This is a genomic window from Synechococcus sp. W70.1 (assembly GCF_047461515.1).
In the GTDB taxonomy this organism is placed as follows: domain Bacteria; phylum Cyanobacteriota; class Cyanobacteriia; order Thermostichales; family Thermostichaceae; genus Thermostichus.
Window position 1 is genome coordinate 1 of record NZ_JANSHH010000007.1, and the last position, 17,609, is coordinate 17,609.

16 protein-coding genes are annotated in these 17,609 nt (G+C 58.9%); 6 read left to right on the forward strand and 10 right to left on the reverse strand.

Features of this window, described 5'->3' with window-relative positions; translation table 11 throughout:
• On the reverse strand, positions 1–955 hold a 955-nt coding region (locus NW808_RS01330), incomplete at its 3' end, for a hypothetical protein (RefSeq protein WP_414420022.1).
• 232 nt (positions 956–1,187) lie between these two features.
• Between NW808_RS01330 and ccsB the strand changes: the two genes are divergently transcribed.
• The 3 genes from ccsB (at position 1,188) to tig (ending at position 4,271) form a co-directional block, all read left to right on the forward strand.
• On the forward strand, positions 1,188–2,144 hold the full coding sequence (gene ccsB, locus NW808_RS01335) for a c-type cytochrome biogenesis protein CcsB (RefSeq protein WP_414405062.1): 957 nt from the start codon (positions 1,188–1,190) through the stop codon (positions 2,142–2,144).
• Positions 2,145–2,211: 67 nt separating this feature from the next.
• Positions 2,212–2,595, forward strand: a complete 384-nt coding sequence (locus NW808_RS01340) for a LapA family protein (RefSeq protein ID WP_414396221.1) — start codon at positions 2,212–2,214, stop codon at positions 2,593–2,595.
• A gap of 71 nt (positions 2,596–2,666) precedes the next feature.
• A complete protein-coding gene (gene tig, locus NW808_RS01345; protein ID WP_414420023.1) occupies positions 2,667–4,271 on the forward strand; it encodes a trigger factor in 1,605 nt (534 codons plus the stop codon).
• Positions 4,272–4,282: 11 nt separating this feature from the next.
• Here tig and NW808_RS01350 read toward each other — a convergent pair whose 3' ends face one another.
• From NW808_RS01350 to trmH, 5 genes are all read right to left on the reverse strand, one after another.
• The gene (locus NW808_RS01350) at positions 4,283–5,398 is read right to left on the reverse strand and encodes an extracellular solute-binding protein (protein ID WP_414420024.1); all 1,116 of its coding nucleotides are present in this window, start codon (positions 5,396–5,398) and stop codon (positions 4,283–4,285) included.
• Positions 5,370–5,795 (reverse strand): resolvase, encoded by a 426-nt coding sequence (locus tag NW808_RS01355; protein WP_414409996.1) that lies wholly within the window; start codon positions 5,793–5,795, stop codon positions 5,370–5,372. Before NW808_RS01355 ends, NW808_RS01350 begins: the two co-directional genes overlap by 29 nt.
• 11 nt (positions 5,796–5,806) lie before the next feature.
• Positions 5,807–7,186, reverse strand: a complete 1,380-nt coding sequence (locus tag NW808_RS01360) for a DUF3084 domain-containing protein (protein ID WP_414420025.1) — start codon at positions 7,184–7,186, stop codon at positions 5,807–5,809.
• Positions 7,187–7,267: 81 nt separating this feature from the next.
• The gene (locus NW808_RS01365) at positions 7,268–8,245 is read right to left on the reverse strand and encodes an alpha-ketoacid dehydrogenase subunit beta (RefSeq protein ID WP_414409998.1); all 978 of its coding nucleotides are present in this window, start codon (positions 8,243–8,245) and stop codon (positions 7,268–7,270) included.
• A gap of 179 nt (positions 8,246–8,424) precedes the next feature.
• A complete protein-coding gene (gene trmH, locus NW808_RS01370) occupies positions 8,425–9,009 on the reverse strand; it encodes a tRNA (guanosine(18)-2'-O)-methyltransferase TrmH (protein WP_414409999.1) in 585 nt (194 codons plus the stop codon).
• 110 nt (positions 9,010–9,119) lie between these two features.
• On the opposite strand from trmH, the gene NW808_RS01375 reads away from it, so the two are divergent.
• The gene (locus NW808_RS01375) at positions 9,120–10,127 is read left to right on the forward strand and encodes an o-succinylbenzoate synthase (protein ID WP_414420026.1); all 1,008 of its coding nucleotides are present in this window, start codon (positions 9,120–9,122) and stop codon (positions 10,125–10,127) included.
• Here NW808_RS01375 and prfB read toward each other — a convergent pair.
• From prfB to NW808_RS01390, 3 genes are all read right to left on the reverse strand, one after another.
• Positions 10,124–11,252, reverse strand: a protein-coding gene (gene prfB / locus NW808_RS01380; RefSeq protein ID WP_414420027.1) for a peptide chain release factor 2 whose coding sequence is annotated in 2 segments (ribosomal slippage) — positions 10,124–11,179 and positions 11,181–11,252 — 1,128 coding nt in all. Because the reading frame shifts where the segments join, the coding sequence is not laid out codon by codon here. The genes NW808_RS01375 and prfB overlap by 4 nt on opposite strands.
• A gap of 97 nt (positions 11,253–11,349) precedes the next feature.
• Positions 11,350–12,471, reverse strand: coding sequence for a methyl-accepting chemotaxis protein (locus NW808_RS01385; RefSeq protein WP_414420028.1), 1,122 nt, complete (start codon positions 12,469–12,471; stop codon positions 11,350–11,352).
• Positions 12,472–12,728: 257 nt separating this feature from the next.
• Positions 12,729–13,949, reverse strand: coding sequence for an HD domain-containing phosphohydrolase (locus tag NW808_RS01390; RefSeq protein ID WP_414420029.1), 1,221 nt, complete (start codon positions 13,947–13,949; stop codon positions 12,729–12,731).
• 152 nt (positions 13,950–14,101) lie between these two features.
• Here NW808_RS01390 and pth point away from each other — a divergent pair, with 152 nt between their 5' ends.
• On the forward strand, positions 14,102–14,791 hold the full coding sequence (pth, locus tag NW808_RS01395) for an aminoacyl-tRNA hydrolase (RefSeq protein WP_414404993.1): 690 nt from the start codon (positions 14,102–14,104) through the stop codon (positions 14,789–14,791).
• Between the two features lie 276 nt (positions 14,792–15,067).
• On the opposite strand, the gene NW808_RS01400 is transcribed toward pth, so the two are convergent.
• Entirely contained in the window at positions 15,068–16,030 is a 963-nt protein-coding gene (locus NW808_RS01400) for a hypothetical protein (RefSeq protein ID WP_414420030.1), read from the reverse strand.
• Between the two features lie 403 nt (positions 16,031–16,433).
• Here NW808_RS01400 and NW808_RS01405 point away from each other — a divergent pair, with 403 nt between their 5' ends.
• The gene (locus tag NW808_RS01405; RefSeq protein WP_414420031.1) at positions 16,434–17,609 is read left to right on the forward strand and encodes an RNA-guided endonuclease InsQ/TnpB family protein; all 1,176 of its coding nucleotides are present in this window, start codon (positions 16,434–16,436) and stop codon (positions 17,607–17,609) included.

The following is a 17,609-nucleotide window of genomic DNA, read 5'->3' on the forward strand; positions in this document are numbered from 1 at the left end:
ACGGCGTGGATGCGGGAGGGGGGGTTTGCCTGAGTGTGGTTGTGGGTGTTGGTGTCGGGGTGGGCGTGGGTGTCGGAGTAGGGGTAGGCGTCGGAGTCGGGGTAGGCTGGGGCTGTACGATAGCCAGGGCCTCTTCCGCTTTCAGCTCTCCTCGGATCAGCTTGGAGAGGGTATCTTGGCCCCCGGGGGTGTAGGTGATCTCGCGGGCGGCGCTGTTCAACACATTGCGGATGGGATCCCCTTTGCTGTCAACCAGCTCCACTACCATCACGTTGCGGCCAGGCTTCCAGCCCTTCAGGTAAAAAGACTCCCAGCGATCCAGCAGGCCAGACTGACCGTTGAGAGTGTAGCGGATGCGCCAGTCACGGGGTAGGTCAGCCAGCAAGCTCTCCCGCACGGGGGCATTGGCGAGCCAAAAATCGACCAGGATTGGCTCAGCTCCGTAGCTGCCGCTGGGAGAGCTGTAGGTGAGAAGAGGCAACTGCGGCTGCGGCACGTATTCTGGCGTGGGAGCTAGCACATGGAAGCTGACTTGAGCGTAGGCTTCGGAGTTTTTAAAGCTCTCGTGCCAGGGCTTGACAGCAAACACCCGCAGCGTATGGGATCCCGGTTCCAAATCCTCAAAAACAAGAGGGGCATCAGCGTCGTAGTGAGAAATGTAAGGCTGGTTGTCCAGAACCACATGCAAATGGGGACCAAGACCCAGTTGCGGATCCTTAAAAATCGGGTACCCTCGTACTGCAAAGCGAACCGTGACCTGGCGCTCTGGCAAGATCTCGCCAGGTTGTGGGCTGAGGATCTGCACCTGCGGGCGATAGTGCTGCAAGTAGGCATCCAGCTTGGCAATTTCTGTTGGCGTTGGCACCCGCTCGAGCTGAGGTGGCTGGTGCTCCTGGGGTTGCTTGGGCACAGATCCCGCACAGCCAACCAGCACCAAAGCTGCCAACAGCACCATCCACCATCTCAATCCCCATGCCTTCAAGCTGGCACTTCCCGCGTGTTCTTGCATGAGCCTCCCATTCCAACACTTGCCAAGCCGCAGACAAGCCATCCTCACATTACCAGGATGTGTCCTTTGGGGAGGATCCCTTCCCCGCCCTAGAATGGGATCGGCAGGCTTGGTCCTGTCCGGAAAAGCTTTGGGGTCATCTATGAGTTGCTTGGCAGCGACGATAGCGCTCGCGGGCTTGGATCTCACTCAGTGGCAAGCTCTCCTCAACACCCTGGCCTTTGCCATTTGTCTGGGGGCTATGCTCTTTTACTGGGGTGGGGCAGCTTTTCCCCAAGTGCCCCTTTTGGCCGAACTGGGCTTGGCAGGAATGGTGGGGGCCAACTTGACAATAGCTGCTCTGTTGACGGCCCGCTGGATCGATGCCGGCTACTTCCCTTTGAGCAATTTGTACGAGTCTTTGTTTTTCTTGGCCTGGGGGATCACCGCCTTGCACCTAGTGGCTCTCCAGTGGACTCGCCGCCGTTGGGTGGGAGTGATGACTGCCCCATTAGCGACAGGCATTGTTGCCTTTGCCGCCTTGGCCTTGCCGGAGGATATGCAGGCAGCCCAGCCGCTGGTGCCAGCTCTGCAGTCCAACTGGCTGATGATGCATGTCAGCGTCATGCTGTTGGCCTACGCAGCCCTCTTGGTGGGCTCCCTGTTGGCCATGGCCTTTCTCATCCTCACCCGTGGCCAGGAGGTACAGCTCAAGGGCAACTCCCTTGGCCTGCAATTTCGCCCGTCCCAAGCTGCAGTCCAGCCGGAGCTGATAGCCCGTGCCAGGACTGAACTTCCTCCCCAGCCGACTCCAGAAGGGATCCCTCGGCAACAACTGAGCCTGGCCGAGATCTTAGACAACACCAGCTACCGCTTCATCGGGCTGGGCTTTCCGCTGCTTACCATTGGCATTATTGCCGGGGCCGTCTGGGCCAACGAGGCCTGGGGTACCTACTGGAGCTGGGATCCCAAGGAAACCTGGGCCTTGATTACCTGGTTGGTTTTTGCTGCCTATCTACACGCCCGCATCACCAAGGGCTGGCAGGGCAGGCGTCCTGCGCTTCTAGCCAGCTTGGGTTTTGGGGTGGTTTGGGTTTGTTACCTGGGAGTGAACTTTTTGGGCAAAGGCTTACACAGCTACGGCTGGTTCTTTTAGGTCCGTCGCCCCATTGACTCTGGTGCTGGCAAGTCGTCGTGGATACCTTTGATTTGAGGAAAACGGCATGCGTCTGTTTAACTACCTAATCTTTTTCTCGGCCCTCCTGGGTGTGGCCCTCTTTGCCATGCAAAACGCCAACCCGGTAACGATTACCTTTGCCCCTGGCGTCAGCATCGAGAGCCCGCTAGTGATTGAGCTTTTGGCTTCTGCTGGGATTGGCGCTGCCTTGGCCTGGATCTATGGCCTCTGGATGCGGCTGCAATTTAGCCTCGAAGCCCGCGAGAAAAATCGGCAACTGCAAGAGAAGGAAGTGGCCATCAGCGAGCTGAAGGAAATGGTGGTGGAGCTGGAGGCCAAAGTTAAGCAACTGCCCCCCAGCAAACGAGCTGAGCCTCAGGAAGACCTCCAAGAGGTTAAGGAAGTGACCACCGAGGGATCCCCTGCCTAGACCGCCCATTAGCATAATCCCTGGATCTTTGCGGTACAATTGAGCCTCCATTTGCCTTTGCACTAGCACCTATGCAGGTTACTCAAGAAAAGCGCCCTGGTAGCCGGCTTGGCTTCAAGATCGTGGTGGAAGCTGACCGGGTTAAGCGCTCTTACGAAAAAACCCTGCGCCAACTGGAGCGGAACATCCAGATCCCGGGGTTTCGCAAGGGCAAGGCCCCTCGCAACCTGGTAGTGCGCCAGGTGGGCCGCGAGAGGGTTATTGCCAGTGCTATCGACGACCTAATCCAGGAGGCTATCCAGGAGGTTCTCCAGGAGGCTCAAGTCACCCCCATCGGCCAGTTTGAGCTGGATGAAGAGGTGAAGCAGCTTCTGGAGCGCTTTAACCCAGAAGCCGAGTTCAGCTTCTCAGGGTATGTGGAAGTGTACCCTGAGGCTCGCGTTGGCCAGTACAAAGGGCTGACGGTTACGGCAACCCGGGTTGACGTCAAGCCTGAGGAAGTCGACCGCCTCATCGAAAAGCTGCGAGATCAGCGGGCTACCCTCTTGCCTGTGGAGGATCGGCCTGCCCAGTTGGGGGACGTGGTGGTGCTGGATTTCCAAGCCCGCGACGCCGAGGGCAATCCCCTCAAGGAGCTTGCCGCCCAAGACTTGCAACTGGAGCTGAAAGAGGAAAACTTCATTCCCGGCTTTGTAGCAGGCGTTGTGGGCATGCAGCTCGACGAGACTAAGGAGATCACTGCCACCCTGCCCGAGGATTACTTTAGAAAAGAGCTGGCTGGGAAAACGGTTACCTTTACCGTCTGCCTCAAGGAGATCAAAACCAAAGAGCTGCCGGAGCTAGACGATGCCTTTGTCCAGGAAGTCAGCAACTTCCAGACGGTGGCGGAGCTGCGGGAACACCTGCAAAAGCGCCTTGAGCAAGATGCCCTAAGACAATCCGAAGAAAACCTTGAAACGGCCATCCTCAACGCCATTTTGGCAACCACCGAGGTGGATCTGCCTGATAGCCTTGTTGAGCAAGAGATAACGCAGCTGCTAGCTCAAGACCTGCAGTCGCTGCAGCAGCAAGCAAGGGTTGCCCCGGGAGAAATCCGCAAGCTCCTGGCTCAACTGCCACCTGAGACTCTCAACCAATTGAGGGAGCGCCACCGAGCTGAGGCCATCGACCGGCTGCGCCGCGCCTTTGCTCTCAGCGCCATCGTCCGGCAGGAGCAAATTGCCGTCGGCCCCACTGAATTGGAAGTGGAAATGGAAGCGGTGATGAAAGCCTACGCTCAGCAGGGCCACAAGCTGGATCGGGAGCGGACACGCCAGGTCATTTACGAAAATTTGCTTACTCGTAAGGTGATGGCCTGGTTGAAGTCTCAAACCACGGTCAACTGGGTCGATAGCGAGGGCAATCCCACCGAGGCACCCCCCCTTCCCGTCGGGGCTAAAGGCGAAGACTTCGAAGAAAAGGCTGGGTCGGTACTGGCAGCAGCCAGCCTTGAGGCTTCTACAGCCCCAGCTGAGGCTGTGGCAGAACCCCCTTCAGGAGTAGCCACAGAAACCGCCACAGTTGCCGCTCCAGAGTCGGAACCAGCCTCTGCCTCTGGGGAGAGCTTAGATCGAGAAGCCGAATCGGCCGTCCAGGACAAGCCCAAGTCGGGTAGAAAGAGCAAAAAGGTCAAGTAAAAGCGGTCAAGCTACAGGAGGCCGCGCCGCATCTGATCCCAGAGGCGGAGGTAGGACTCGGCTTCGGCCAGGCTCAAGGGCCGCCAGATCTCGGCCCGTTCCCAGGTGGAGGGGTGGAAGTCGGGCCGGCGGCGCAGCCGCAGGGAAAGTTGGTTCAAGTCCAGCGGTAACACTGAAGGGATCCCGCTTAAATTGACGAGGCGAGGGGCAAACTCGGGATTTAAGACAAAGTCAATCCAGTTGACCAGCAGGGATGGCAGCTCCGCCTGCAGCTCTTCAGGGAGAGGCTGGGCAGCCCGAGGCCGCACCCAGACATCCCACCAGACAGCAGATCCCGAGGCCGGGATCACCACCTCCAACTCGGGGTAGTTGGCCTGGGTGGCGTAGAGATCTTGCGACCAGCCCACAGCTACCCAGCTATCGGCCAGGCGCAACATGGGCAAATAGTCAGCGGAGGTATAGGCCAAAACTTGACGGTGCAGGGATCCCAGCTCCCGTCGCAACTCGGTTTCTTCCGGATCGAGGGGATCGTTGTAGGAGCGGCCCATCTTTTTTAGGGTCAGCCCAATCACCTCGCGTGGGTGATCCGGCAGCGTGATCTTGCCAGCCAACTCAGGCCGCCACAGGTCGGCCCAGTCCTGGAGGGGTTTGCTGACCCGGTCCCGGCGGTAGGCAATGGCCGTCACCCCCCAGCGCCAGGGCACACCCCAGATCTGCCCCTCCCGCAGGGCTGCTGCTTGCCAACGGGGATGCAACTGCTGCCAGCGTTCTCCCAAGAGACTGCGCGGCAAGGGATCCAGCCAGCCGGCAGCCAGAGCCCAATCCAAAGCGTCGGCCCCCAGCAGGCTGAGAGCTGGCACCGGCAGTCGTTGGCCAAAAGGCCCCCAGGAGGGCTGGGGTGGCTGAAGGCTTTGGCGCAGGTAAGCCAACAACTGGCTTCGCTCATCCACCAGCTGCAACCGAAAGCGGGCCCGAGTGCGACGGCGAAACTCGCTGACTAAGCTCTGAGGGATCCCCGGCTTGAGGGCGAGGATGAGGGGCAAATGGGCACTGGGCCCGCCACAGCCGGCCACCGCTAGCCCGGCTAGGAGGAGGAATTCACGTCGGCTTAGCTGTCTTTTGCCCACGCCAGTACCGCTCCACCAGAATCAAGGCCACCAGATCATCGTAGGCCCTGTCCGGCAGTCGCAGCCCTTTGGGCAGTAGGTGCTGCCACCACCGCGGCCGGTAAACCTCCCAGTAGCGCCGCCGGGCTTCTTCCGAGCTGTGGCGTTCGTCCACCAGGACAATCTGGTGCGGCGGAAGAAGCAGCTCCAGTTGAGACTTCCACTGCCGCGCCGTCGTCTGATCCCCCAGGATGAGCCGCTCTGCTCCAAACTGCTGCCAGAGAGCCCCCAACCTGGGCAGGGCCTCTTGGGCAGGAACCACCTCCCGGTGCAAAACTTGCCAGGCTGGCTGGGTTTGCACAACCGCAAGGCCGCACTTGTCCCGCCCTGGATCAAAACCCACTAATACCCGCTCCATCTTCTTGACCCTCACCCCTCCCTGCGCCCTCTTAGCTGAGCGGGAGCAGGGCCGTGTTGGCTGGAGGCTTGCGCCATGAGAAAACTCACCCGCAGCGGCCCTGCCGTGTAGATGTCGGCATCAGCCACCAGCTTCACATCCAGAGGGGTGGTGCTTTGGCGCAGCTGCTGCACCACTTCCAAAAACTTGACCTGGGAGAACTCTCCAACAGTGCCAGTGATGGGATCTGCAAGGAGACCTTTTTCTTGGGAGCGCTGGTTGGCCTCGTTTAGCAGCTCCAGCAGCCGCTGCTGGATTTCACTTTCGCTGAGGCCCGGCTGGATCACTCCTTGGGCCAGCACCGACCCCTTGGCGAAGAGGCGCTGGTTGGGGTAAATCTGAACCACCACAGGCACAGGCTCACCCTTGAGCCGGTTGGTGAGAGAGAGGATGCGCACCGCCCAGCTGCCGGCTTCTTGTAGCTTTTTCAAAGCTCGATCCGCATCCTCGCGGCGGATGAGGATGGCGTTTTCTAGAGGAGGTATAGGCTGGGATCCCAGCGCCAGCGCCCGCTGTTCTGCCTGCGCCAACAGTTGCTCAAACTGCTGCCGGACTGTCTCTGGCTTTGCCCCGGCAGGGGTCTGAACTACCCCTGTAGCTAAGACTTCGCCTGCCAAGATGGCAAGCTCGCCCCGCCGCAGCCGCACTGCCAACTGGCTGAGCTGGGCAATTTCCCCCTCGAGCTGGTTTTTCTGGGTCTCCAGTTGGTTTAGGGCTGCCTGCGCCGCCTCCAGGGAGCGCTCCAGTTGATCCCGATCCAACTGCAAGGTCTGCTTTTGGGACTTTAGGGTGGCGATGGTTTGCTGCGCCGATTCCACCTCCTTCTTAACCGCCGCCAGCTCTACTTGGGCCTGCTCCAGCTTAGGCTGCACCTGGGCCAGCTGCTCTTGGGTTGCCGCCAGCTTGGCTTCGGCCTCCTGCCGGGCCTGCAGGGCTGCGGCCAGTTGATCCTGAACTTCACTCAGGCGGGTTTGGGCTGCCGACTGCTGGCTGCGAAATCGATCCAGATCTAGCCGCAGGCGATCCCGCTCGGCCCTGAGGGCAGCATTCTCGGTCTCCAGCCAAGCTTTTTGGCGATTGAGGGCCTGCAGCTCTTGCCTAGCCCGAGCAATTTGGTTGGTGTAGCTAAAAAGGGCTTCTGACAGCGAGCGGTTTAGAAGCAGCAGCGTGCCCAGGGTCAGGGCTGAGATGCTCACCCCCGTAATCACGGCTACCAAAATGGCTGTGTGGCGAGGGCGGAGGTTAAACCAGGTTAGGCGCTTTTTGCCAATGCGATACCCCACCCGATCCCCAACCACGGCAATCAGGCCACTGACAAACAGCATGTAGAGGATCAGCAGTACGCCCTGCATATCCCGGGATCCCTGCCACGGAAATCTTAGCAAGGCCACCCAGAGGACTTGAGAAATTTTTGGCGCTATTTAGCAAGCGTTTTAAGCGTAGAGGAGCCGCTCCACAGCTGCCACAATATCTTCTGGCTGCACAATGGTGGCTGCTTCCAAGGTGCCGTTGTAAGGAGTGGGAATGTCTTGGGAAGCCAGGCGCACCACTGGCGCATCCAGCTCGTCGAAGAGTTCTTCCATGATACGCGCAGTCAGCTCTGCCCCAATGCCGCCAGTTTTTACATCTTCCTCCACAATGATCACTCGGTGCGTTTTGCGCACCGAAGCTGCAATGGTCTCCATATCCAGCGGCTTGAGGGAGATCAAATCAATCACCTCAGGATCAATCTCCTGCGCTACCAGGGTATCCACAGCCTTGAGCACGTGGTAGCGCATACGGGAGTAGGTGAGGAGGGTAACGTCGGATCCAGAGCGGACAACTTCCGCCTTATTCAAGGGCAAAAGGTACTCCTCCTCTGGCACCTCTCCCTTCACGTTGTAGAGAAGAACATGTTCGAAGAAGAGGACGGGGTTGTCGTCGCGGATGGCCGACTTGAGCAGACCTTTGGCGTTGTAGGGAGTGGAACAGGCAACGATCTTCAGCCCCGGCACTGCTTGAAAGTAGGCCTCCAGCCGCTGCGAGTGCTCGGCCCCCAACTGCCGGCCCACGCCGCCAGGTCCGCGGATGACAATCGGGACCTTGAAGTTGCCGCCAGACATGTAGCGCAGCATGCCGGCATTGTTGGCAATCTGGTTAAAAGCCAGCAGTAGAAAACCCATGTTCATCCCTTCCACCACCGGGCGCAAGCCGGTTATCGCTGCCCCAATGGCAAGGCCGGTGAAGCTGTTTTCGCAAATGGGGGTGTCCAGGAGGCGCATCTCCCCGTACTTGCGGTATAGGTCTTTGGTCACTTTGTAGGAGCCGCCGTAGTGGCCTACATCTTCTCCCAAAACAAACACGTTGGGATCCCGGGCCATTTCTTCGTCAAGAGCGGCACGCAAGGCGCTGTAGAGGAAAGTCTCCGGCATAGGGGCAACTGCTGCTCACTAGTCTCTACATTAAACCACCCCTTTGCCGCTGGGAGAGAACTCCGTCTATGCACCCAAACGGCAGCAACCCTTTTGCAAGCGCCCCTTGCGACTAGCTGGGGGCAAAGTGGCCTTGCCTTCCTTGTCCTGCTGGGCTTTGCGGAGGGATCCTTGGAAATTTACTTCATAAGCCAGTCCTCCAAAATCTGCTGGTAAAGTTCGGGATCCAGGCGGGGTGCGTCGTAAAGCCCTGCTTCGAGCCTTTGTCTTTGAGCCTCAAAGAGAATCACGGCTGCTGCCACCGAGACATTTAGGCTCTGCACCATGCCCAGCATGGGGATGTGGATGAGCGCGTCAGCTAGGGCCAAGGCCTGCTCAGAAACCCCCCACTTCTCCGCTCCCAAGACGATGGCGGTGGGCTTGGTGTAGTCCACCTGTCGGTAGCTGCGGGCCCCCTCCTTCAAGGCAGTGGCATAGATTTGGAAGCCTTTTTCCCGAAGGTGCTGGAAGGCCTCTTCCGTGGTGGGGTGAACCTTGAGGTAGACCCACTTGTGGCTGCCGCTGCTGGTCTCGTTGAAAGTGGGCACACCCTCCGTGGGGTTCACGGCGTGAACTCTGAGCACCCCCACAGCATCGCAGGTGCGCAGGATGGCGGAAAGATTGTGGGGTTTGTGGACGTTCTCTAGAAGCACCGTGAGATCCGGCTGCCTCCGCCTTAAAACCTCCTCCAAGCGCCTTCGCCTCTCTGGAGTGCGCTCCTTCATGGGTGCCTCCCGGAGAAACCTTCGCTTTAGCCGCTAAATCGGACTAGCACCTACCCCAGCTCTGCCGCCTGTAAGATGGCTCTTGGTCAGGGTTCCCAGGGATCGGAAAATTGCTGGCCCGCCTTGAAGTTTGCTGCTATCAGCAACCTTTCCGGCAGCCCCTGCGCACCCGCTACGGTCTCTGGTCTACCCGCGAAGGGATCCTAATCCGCCTGACAGACCTGGAGACAGGGCAGCAGGGCTACGGGGAGGTAGCCCCCATTCCTTGGCTGGGCAGTGAGACCCTCGAGGAGGCCCTGGCCTTTTGTCGGCAGTTGCCGGCTGAGCTCTCGGAGGCGCAGATCAAGGAGATCCCGGCAGCGCTGCCTGCTACCCGCTTTGGGCTGGAATGCGCCTGGCTGGCCTGTCGGGATCCTGGCTGGCTAGATAGGGATCTCTCCGGTCTTTCCTTTTGTGGGCTTTTGGGGAAAGACACCCCCTCCGGCTCCTACCCAGTTTACAAGGGCAAGGTGGGAATGGATCCCTTCGCAGCGGAGTGGAAGAAGCTAGAAAGCTGGCTGGAGCAGTTGCCTGCGGGATCCCGGCTGCGGCTAGATGCCAACGGCGGCTTGACTTTAGCAGAGGCGCGGCAGTGGCTGGATCTCTGCGACCGGATCAATCGAGAGTGGCCGGGCAAGATCGAGTTCTTCGAGCAGCCTTTGCCGCCAGAGCAGTACGCTGACTTAATCCAACTTAGCCGCGAGTTTCAAACCCCCATTGCCCTGGATGAGTCGGTGGTCGGCCTGGAGCAGTTGCAAGCTGTCCATCGCTCGGGCTGGCAAGGGATCCTGGTGGTCAAACCCTCTTTGATGGGATCGGGTCTCGCCCTTAGAGACTACCTCAGCCAACACCCGGGCTTGGATCTGGTGTTCTCCTCAGCCCTAGAAACCCCTATCGGCGCTTGGCATGGGCTAGCTTGGGCGGGATCCCTGCAAGTAAAAACCGCCTGCCCCAGGGCCGTGGGATGGGGGGTGGGGGAGCTTTTCCAGGAGGGGGATCCCCTGGACCTGCTCAAGCTCTCGCCCCACGAGCGGGCCGCTTGGATGCAAGCGGTGTGGGAGCGCCACAGCCAGCCCTAGACTGCGGCGGCTTGCTTGGCGTGTTCCTGCCGTAGGTAGGCCTGGATGAAGTGCATCAGCTCCTCCGGCTCGCCGTTCATAAACGCCTCGACGTTGGTGGTTTCGGCGTTGGTGCGGTGGTCTTTGATTAACTTGTAGGGATCGAAGGTGTAGGTGCGAATCCGACCCCCAAAGCCCTGGGTCACGATCTCGCCGCGGATCTCGGCCAACTTTTGCCGGCGCTTTTCCTCCTCGATTTCGAGGAGCTTTGCCTTGAGGATCTGGATGGCCCGCTCCTTGTTTTGCAGTTGGGAACGCTCCTCGCTGCAGCGCACGGCAATGCCGGTGGGCTTGTGGATAACCCGCACCGCCGTTTCCACCTTGTTGACGTTTTGGCCTCCTGCCCCTCCCGAACGGCAGGTCTCGAACTCCAGATCCTCCATCCGCAGCTCAAACTCGTTCTCTTCCTCGAGGATGGGCATGACCTCAACGCCGGCAAAGCTAGTCTGGCGCTTGCCGTTGGCGTTGAAGGGGCTGATGCGCTCCATGCGGTGGTTGCCCTTCTCCGCGGAAAGATACCCGTAGGCATAGGGCCCCTCAATCAACAGCGTGGCTGACTTGATGCCCGCCTCTGCCCCTTCCGAGTAGTCCGAAAGGGTAACCTTGTAGCCCTGGTTCTCTGCCCAGCGGGTGTACATCCTCAGCAGCATCGCCGCCCAGTCCTGGGCATCGGTTCCTCCGGCTCCAGCAGTGATGGTGAGGACGGCGCCGTTTTTGTCGTAGGGCCCTGAAAGCAGTTGCTGCAGCTCCCATTGGCTTAACTCTCGCTCCACCGCGGCTAGAGATCCCGCTGTCTCGGCCAAGAGCTCCGAATCGGCTTCTTCTTGCAGGAGCTCCAGGGCAGTGGCGACCTCTTCCAGGCGGGCTTTCCAGCGGTGGACCTGCTCCCAGGAGGCCTTGAGGCTGTTGAGCTGCTTTAGGTGGCGACGAGCTGCCTCTACATCGTTCCAAAATTGCGGCTGGGAGGCTTCCTGCTCCAGAATGGCGATCTGCTGTTCCAGGCAAGGCAGGTCAAAGGTAGTCCTGAGCAGTGCTCAGGCGCGCCGTGAGCGATTCTAAGCTGCGTTTCAGCTCGGCCAGTTCCATAGGCTTACGAACACTGTCTCATACTTTTGGACCCCGTCCAGAATCTCATCTTAACTTCCCGACCTCCAGAAGGAGGTAGCTATCTATCGTATTCAGACTAAATCCGAGCTTGCTCCAACAAAGCTTGCAACTCCTCCAGGGCCACCTGGGCCGACTGGGCTTGCTGGTAGAGGGATTGCACCACCTCGGCGCTGGCCTGGGCCGATTGCAGGGTGGCTTGGCTTTGGCGTTGGATGCGATCTGCCAGGCCGCGGATGCGGTTGCTGGCCTCGGTAGTGCGCCCCGCCAACTTGCGGATCTCCTGGGCAATGGCGCCAAAACCCCCGCCCCCACCGCTGCGGTTGGCCTCTACAGCCGCGTTAAAGGAGAGCAGACGAATGTAGCCCGCCACCTCTACGATCACGTCGACGATGGTGTTGATTTCTTTGAGCTCGCGGGATAGCTCCTGGTTGCTGTCGGCAATTTCCTGAAATAGGCGGCGCACCGCCTCTACCCCAGCAAAGGTGGCGGCAAAGGTGGATTTGCCCTTCTCCGAGAGCACCGAGCTGATCCCGATGATGCGAGCGTTGAGGCGGGCCAGTTCTTCCGAGCGCTGCTGGGCCTGGCGTCGCTCCCGCTCCAAAGCAATGTTCTGGCTGAGGATCTCGGCTTTCTGCCGCTCCAGATCGCGGGCATACTGGAGGCTGCGGTTTTTCTCCTGCTCCAGCTCGGCCAGGATCCGTTTCATCTCCTCCTGCTGTTCTTCGAGCTTCCGCTGGGTGGCTAGATGTACCTGGGACTGAGCCACCAACAACACCGGCACATCCAAAAGGCGATAGTCTTGGGGGCCGACTTCTACCACCACCGGGTCGTAGATAGTCTCCTGGGGCCGCCGGAAAGCCTGGCTGGCCGCCTCAATGACATCGCAGTCGCCGGGCAAAAGGAGAAAACCCTGGCCCTGGAACTCTGCTAGGGAGCTGATGGGCCGCTTCAAAAACACCTCCAGGCCATAGGGTTTGCTCAGCATCCACTCCAAAATGGCACGCCGAGTCAGCATCCCCCGCACCTGCGACTGCTCGTCCAACACGACTACCCCTGAAAGGGTGGGGTCGTCTTCCAGGCGGCGCACCACGTTCTCGCAGGGGGTGGACTCACTTACCTGAAAATCCACTAGCGCCAGATCGCGCAGTTTGGTGTGGATCGATAGGGTGGGAGTGGGCGGATTCGTCAGGGTAGTCATCCTAGGGATCCTCAGCACAGGCTCGGTAGAGACAAGTGGTCAATAGTGTGCTATGTATAGAGGAAAACAGGGACCTACCTCTCCTCGGCTTTTCTAAGGCCCAGCAAAAGGAGGGTCTAGTTACCTTTAGTTTGACTTGGGATCTGGTTTCCTGACTACAGCTCTGTCCCGGGTTATACGGAAGGAGACTCTTTTTTGTGGTTTTTACGGACGGGCAAGGAAGCTGTCCTGACCCCAGGGGCTGGAGCGATCTGAACTTAGCGAGGTTCTTGGTAGCGGTGGTAGACCTCAAGGATTTCGCTGCGACCACGGTTGAAAGCTGCCACCACTTGGGGATCGAAGTGGCTACCGCTTTGGCTTTCCACGAAGCGAAAGATATCTGACAGATCCCAAGCTTCTTTGTAGGGGCGGCGGCTAGCTAAAGCGTCGAACACGTCGGCCAAGGCCACAATCCGCCCTTCTAGCGGGATCTCTTCTCCCTTAAGGCCCCGCGGGTAGCCGCTGCCGTCGAACTTCTCGTGGTGGGTGAGGGCAATGATGGCGCTTTTTTTCATCAGCTCCGAGTCCGATTTACTGAGGATCTCGTAGCCAATCTCGGGGTGGCGGTTCATAATTAGACGCTCTTCGGGGGTGAGGGGGCCTGGCTTCCGCAAGATGGCATCCGGGATCCCGATTTTGCCCACATCGTGCAGGGGGCTGGCATAGAAGATCAGCTCTTGTTCATGGCTGGAGAGGCCCAACTGTTTGGCAATGATGCGGGAGTAGTGGCTCATCCGCTTGAGGTGAAAAGAGGTGTCCTGATCCCGGTATTCGGCAGCCTGAGCTAGACAGAAAATCGTTTCCAGGTGAGCGGCTTTCAGCTCTTCCCGCAAGCGCACATTTTGGTAGGCAACCGCCGCCTGGGAAGCCAGGGCTTCTGCCACCCGGACTTCCAGCTCAGAAAACGGCTGGCTCCAGTCAGCCACCTGGTTGGGCGCTAGGTTGGCAGGGCAATCCGGCCTGAGACGGTTCAAGAGTTGCAGGGCGCCAAGGATATTTCCTGAGGGATCCCGCATCGGCACCGTGAGCAAAGAGCGGGTGCGGTAGCCGGTCTGCTGATCGACTTGGGAGTTGAAGGCATAGGGCAAGCCCGCTGGCAAGCGATAGACGTCCGGCAGATTCAAGCTCTCCCCCGTGAGCACCACATAGCCCACAATGCTGGAAGGAGCAAGGGGCAGGCGCAGATCCTGCAGCTCCTCGTTGCGGTTGACCACGAAAAAGCGCAACTCTTCTCCCTCCCGGATGAACAGGCTAGCGCCATCACAGCAGGTTAGCTCGCGGGCTTGGGCGACAATCAGTTCCAGCAGGCGCCTTAAATCCGTTTCCGAAGAAAGGGCGATCCCCACTTGGATCAGCCGCTGACTCAGGCGCAAGGCAGCAGCAGCCTCGAATTTGGCTTCGCCAGGAGAGAGATCGAAGGCGAAAGGCCCATGGGACATAACCTGATCCTCCGGTGGGTTACAAGTGTTCTCAGGGAAGCGGGGTTAGAGCTCTGGCAGGGATCCTGCCGCTGCTCCAAGTTGGGAGGCTGGGGGTCGCCAATCCAAAGTAACTCTGCTACCCTACTTTACCTGTGGAAGCGAGAGACGCTGTGACCCAGGTCAAGACCCAGCAGCTAGATGAGGTTGCCCTCCAGCTCATCGTTGGCCTAGGCAATCCTGGCCCGCAGTATGCCAACACCCGCCACAACTGCGGCTTTATGGTAGTGGATCGGTTGGCAGAGCGCTGGGGGATCCCATTAGCTCTGGAAAAGCAGTTCCAAGGCAGCTACGGAGAAGGTTTTGCCCTGGGGGGCAAGCGGCGCCTGCTCAAGCCGGCGACTTATATGAATCGCTCTGGCGAGGCGGTGCGGGCAGTCCTGGATTGGTACAAGTTGGATCCCAGGTCGGTGCTGGTGGTCTACGATGATGCAGACTTGCCTCTGGGTCGCCTGCGACTGCGGGGATCTGGCTCCGCCGGCGGGCATAACGGCATGAAGTCTGTCATTCAGCACCTGGGCAGCGAAGCCTTCCCTCGCTTGCGCCTGGGCGTGGGCAGACCTAAGGGCAACCAAGACATGGTTGGGCATGTTTTGGGAAGGTTTGAACCTACTGAGCAGGCAGTGCTGGAGCGGGTTCTAAGGGCGGCAGTGGAGGCAGTGGAGTGTTGCTTGCAAGAAGGATTGAGGGCGGCGATGAACCGCTTCAACCCTCTGGATCTCTCTGAGCCGCTATCTGAGCGAGATCGGCAAGATCCGGCAGCTTCTCTCGACCCAGCCAAGACTGGGCCTGGGGAAGGCTGAGGCCGGGATCTTGGGCGCTACCCGAGTGAGCAAAGCCGCCTCATCGAGGACTACGTTCGGCCAGCCGCGGCAGTTCCTCGAAACCGCCTGACTGCGTCAGGAGGTCGGCTTCCCCAGAGCCACTGGCAGGAGAGGGCAAGGAACCCTCTAGGGATGCTCCCCGCAGGGGCACCCCCAGGTCTAAAAAAGTCAGCAACTCCCCTCCCTCAAATGGAGCGAAGCCGTTCTCCTCCTAAGCCGAACTTTTTACCCTCTCTAGTCGCAAGCTAAGCGGGGCTACGGCTGTTGCAAGAGGTCTTGCCGCACCGCCTCCACATACTGCAGCAGTTTTGGGGATCCCGTGCCCGCAGACCGCCACAGACTCAAGGCGCTTTCCAGATCCGCGGCGGCGCCAGCCTTGTCTTCTCCCTGGTAGGCGCGCGCCATGCCCCGGTGGTAGTACCCTTCAGCCCGCTGCGGCTGCAGCTCAATCGCCCGGCTGAAATCGGCAACGGCTAGTTGGAAATTGCAGATGCTCCCCCACATCAGGCCGCGATGAATGTAGGCATCGAAGAGATCGGCGATGTTTTGATTTTGTTCGGCTAGTTCAATGGCCAGGTTAGCTACATCAAATGCTGATTCCAAATGCCCTTGCTCGGCCCAAATGCGGGAGCGCAACAAGTGGAGTTGGGGGTTGCGATAGGCAATGCGATCCAAGGGAGACAAGGTTGCCAAAGCCTGCTCCAGCTCTCCAAAATGCTCGTGCTGAATCCTGGCCTTAAGCAAATAAGCCTCAGGCAAATAGGGATCCAAAGCAATGGCAATGTCCAGATCCCGCAGAGCCCTGAGCACTAGATGGTCAGCAGCTGTCTGCTCTGGCTCGCCCACCTGCGAATACTCCCAGAGGTACTGGGCCCGCTGGAGATAGAGCCGCGCATTTCCTGGCTCCTGCTCAATGAATGGCCCTAGCTGCAGGAGCAGTTGATGAGCCTGGGAGCGCTGCTCAAGCTCTCGTGCCCGGGCTTGCCATTGAGCCTGCCGCCGAAGCAAAGGTTCAGGACCTGGCTTGTCTTTAAATCGCGGCAACTGAGCTTCCTGCAAGAGGGGCACAGAGAGACCTTCCGTGGCCTGCCCCTTGCGCAGCGAGGCCAGCCAACCACACTCGCCGTTCAAGCACAGCCAAGACAGCAAGCCCACCAGGGCCGATCCGGAAAGCAAAAGACTGGGCCTAAGCATGGATCCCACCCCACGAAACAGCATGGAAAGAGAAGTTGCCTTTAGGCTAGTTCGCCATCGCGGCGGTGTCCAGATTTCTTGGCTACACAGGCGTGCTCCAAGGCCCGAAGGTCTTAGAGGATTTTGCCGCTAGCCAGCTCCACTAAGAGGCGGTTCTTCGCCCGGCCCTCGTCGGCAGCCTGCTCCGACAGCCATAGTGCAGCGCCCTTCGACAGCTTGAGAACGATAGGGCTGCACGGAAAAACACTCTCAATTGGTCTGAGGCGCCGGCGGCATTGAGAGAAGTCTCACAGCTTCCTGAGGTTGAGCTTGGAACATTTGGGTTAGTGCGGAAAACCTAAGTGACCAATAAAACTGGGTTTCAAGCCCCGACCTTGGGAGCGGCTTTTTGTATAATGCTCTAGATAGCAGAAAGACAATTTTTTGCATGTACTTTGTCCGCAAGCTCAAGCTGGGAGTCTCGGAACAACTACAACTTTTGAGCAGGGCGGCAGGCGAGCTGTACTCCCAGACACTCGTCAGTTTTTGGCGCGTCGTCCGCAAGAAAGGTCTTTGGTTGAAGCCTGCCACGCTCATGCGTTGGTTTCCCAGTGATCCTGAAAACAGACTTCACGCCCACAGTGCGGATGCTGTTGTCCAAAGTTTCTTTGCCTCCCTAAAGTCGTGGCGAGAACGCCGCAAAACTGATCCCAATGCTCGCCCACCTCGACGCCGACGGTACTATTACAAAATCCAATGGAAAGCTTCAGCCATCAAAGTCGTAAATGGAAAGTTGCGGTTGTCCAACGGAAAAGGCAACGAGCCTTTGGTCATTCCTTGGGCTTGGGATACGCCTGTCTGGGTAGAAATTGGCTGGGACGGCAGGCAATACGAGCTAAGGGCTTGCTACAAATTGAGTGATGCGCGCCCCAAAGAAGAGAGGAAAGAAAGCGGTGTTGCCGGTGTGGATCTGGGTGAGATTCACCTTGCCGTTGCCCATGATGGGGAGAACACCTACATCGCCAATGGCAGGCTGCTGCGTTCCAAGCGCCGCTACCAGAACAAGCTGAAATCTACTCTGTCAAGGCTGCTTGCCAGAAAGAGGCGTGGCTCAAGGCGTTACAGGAGAGTTTTAGCTTCTGGGCGAAAGCAGCTGGCGAGGTTAAATGACCAGATTCGAGATATTTTGCACAAGCAAACTACAAGACTTGTCTCGACGCTGTATGCAAGGGGCGTCCAGACCGTTGTAATTGGGGACATTCGGAATATCAGGGTGTCTGCTGATTACGGCACAAGGTTGAACCAAAAGCTCCACCAGATGTTGCATGGCCAAACTCGGCACCACATCACCTACAAGGCTGAACGACTGGGAATGAAAGTTGTGCTACTGGATGAGCGGTACAGCTCTCAAACCTGTCCTGCTTGCAACAAGAGGAACAAGCCGAGAGGCCGTGTGTATAGGTGTGGGTGTGGGTTTGAGTTTCATCGCGACGGGGTGGGAGCACTCAACCTTCGCAGAACGTATCTGGGCTTGGGCCCAGTAGTTGGGGTTATGGCATCCCCCATAGGGTTGAGGTTTCAGCCTCATGCTCTTTCGCCTACGGCGGCGCGGAGCGCTTTGTAG

What these genes read in the sequence shown, in the direction of transcription:
- NW808_RS01340 (WP_414396221.1), top strand. Translation starts at nt 2,212, where the DNA reads ATGCGTCTGTTTAACTACCTAATCTTTTTCTCGGCCCTCCTGGGTGTG.
- tig (WP_414420023.1), top strand. Translation starts at nt 2,667, where the DNA reads ATGCAGGTTACTCAAGAAAAGCGCCCTGGTAGCCGGCTTGGCTTCAAG.
- NW808_RS01355 (WP_414409996.1), bottom strand. Translation starts at nt 5,795, where the DNA reads ATGGAGCGGGTATTAGTGGGTTTTGATCCAGGGCGGGACAAGTGCGGC.
- NW808_RS01360 (WP_414420025.1), bottom strand. Translation starts at nt 7,186, where the DNA reads ATGCAGGGCGTACTGCTGATCCTCTACATGCTGTTTGTCAGTGGCCTG.
- NW808_RS01365 (WP_414409998.1), bottom strand. Translation starts at nt 8,245, where the DNA reads ATGCCGGAGACTTTCCTCTACAGCGCCTTGCGTGCCGCTCTTGACGAA.
- trmH (WP_414409999.1), bottom strand. Translation starts at nt 9,009, where the DNA reads ATGAAGGAGCGCACTCCAGAGAGGCGAAGGCGCTTGGAGGAGGTTTTA.
- NW808_RS01385 (WP_414420028.1), bottom strand. Translation starts at nt 12,471, where the DNA reads ATGACTACCCTGACGAATCCGCCCACTCCCACCCTATCGATCCACACC.
- NW808_RS01390 (WP_414420029.1), bottom strand. Translation starts at nt 13,949, where the DNA reads ATGTCCCATGGGCCTTTCGCCTTCGATCTCTCTCCTGGCGAAGCCAAA.
- NW808_RS01400 (WP_414420030.1), bottom strand. Translation starts at nt 16,030, where the DNA reads ATGCTGTTTCGTGGGGTGGGATCCATGCTTAGGCCCAGTCTTTTGCTT.
- NW808_RS01405 (WP_414420031.1), top strand. Translation starts at nt 16,434, where the DNA reads ATGTACTTTGTCCGCAAGCTCAAGCTGGGAGTCTCGGAACAACTACAA.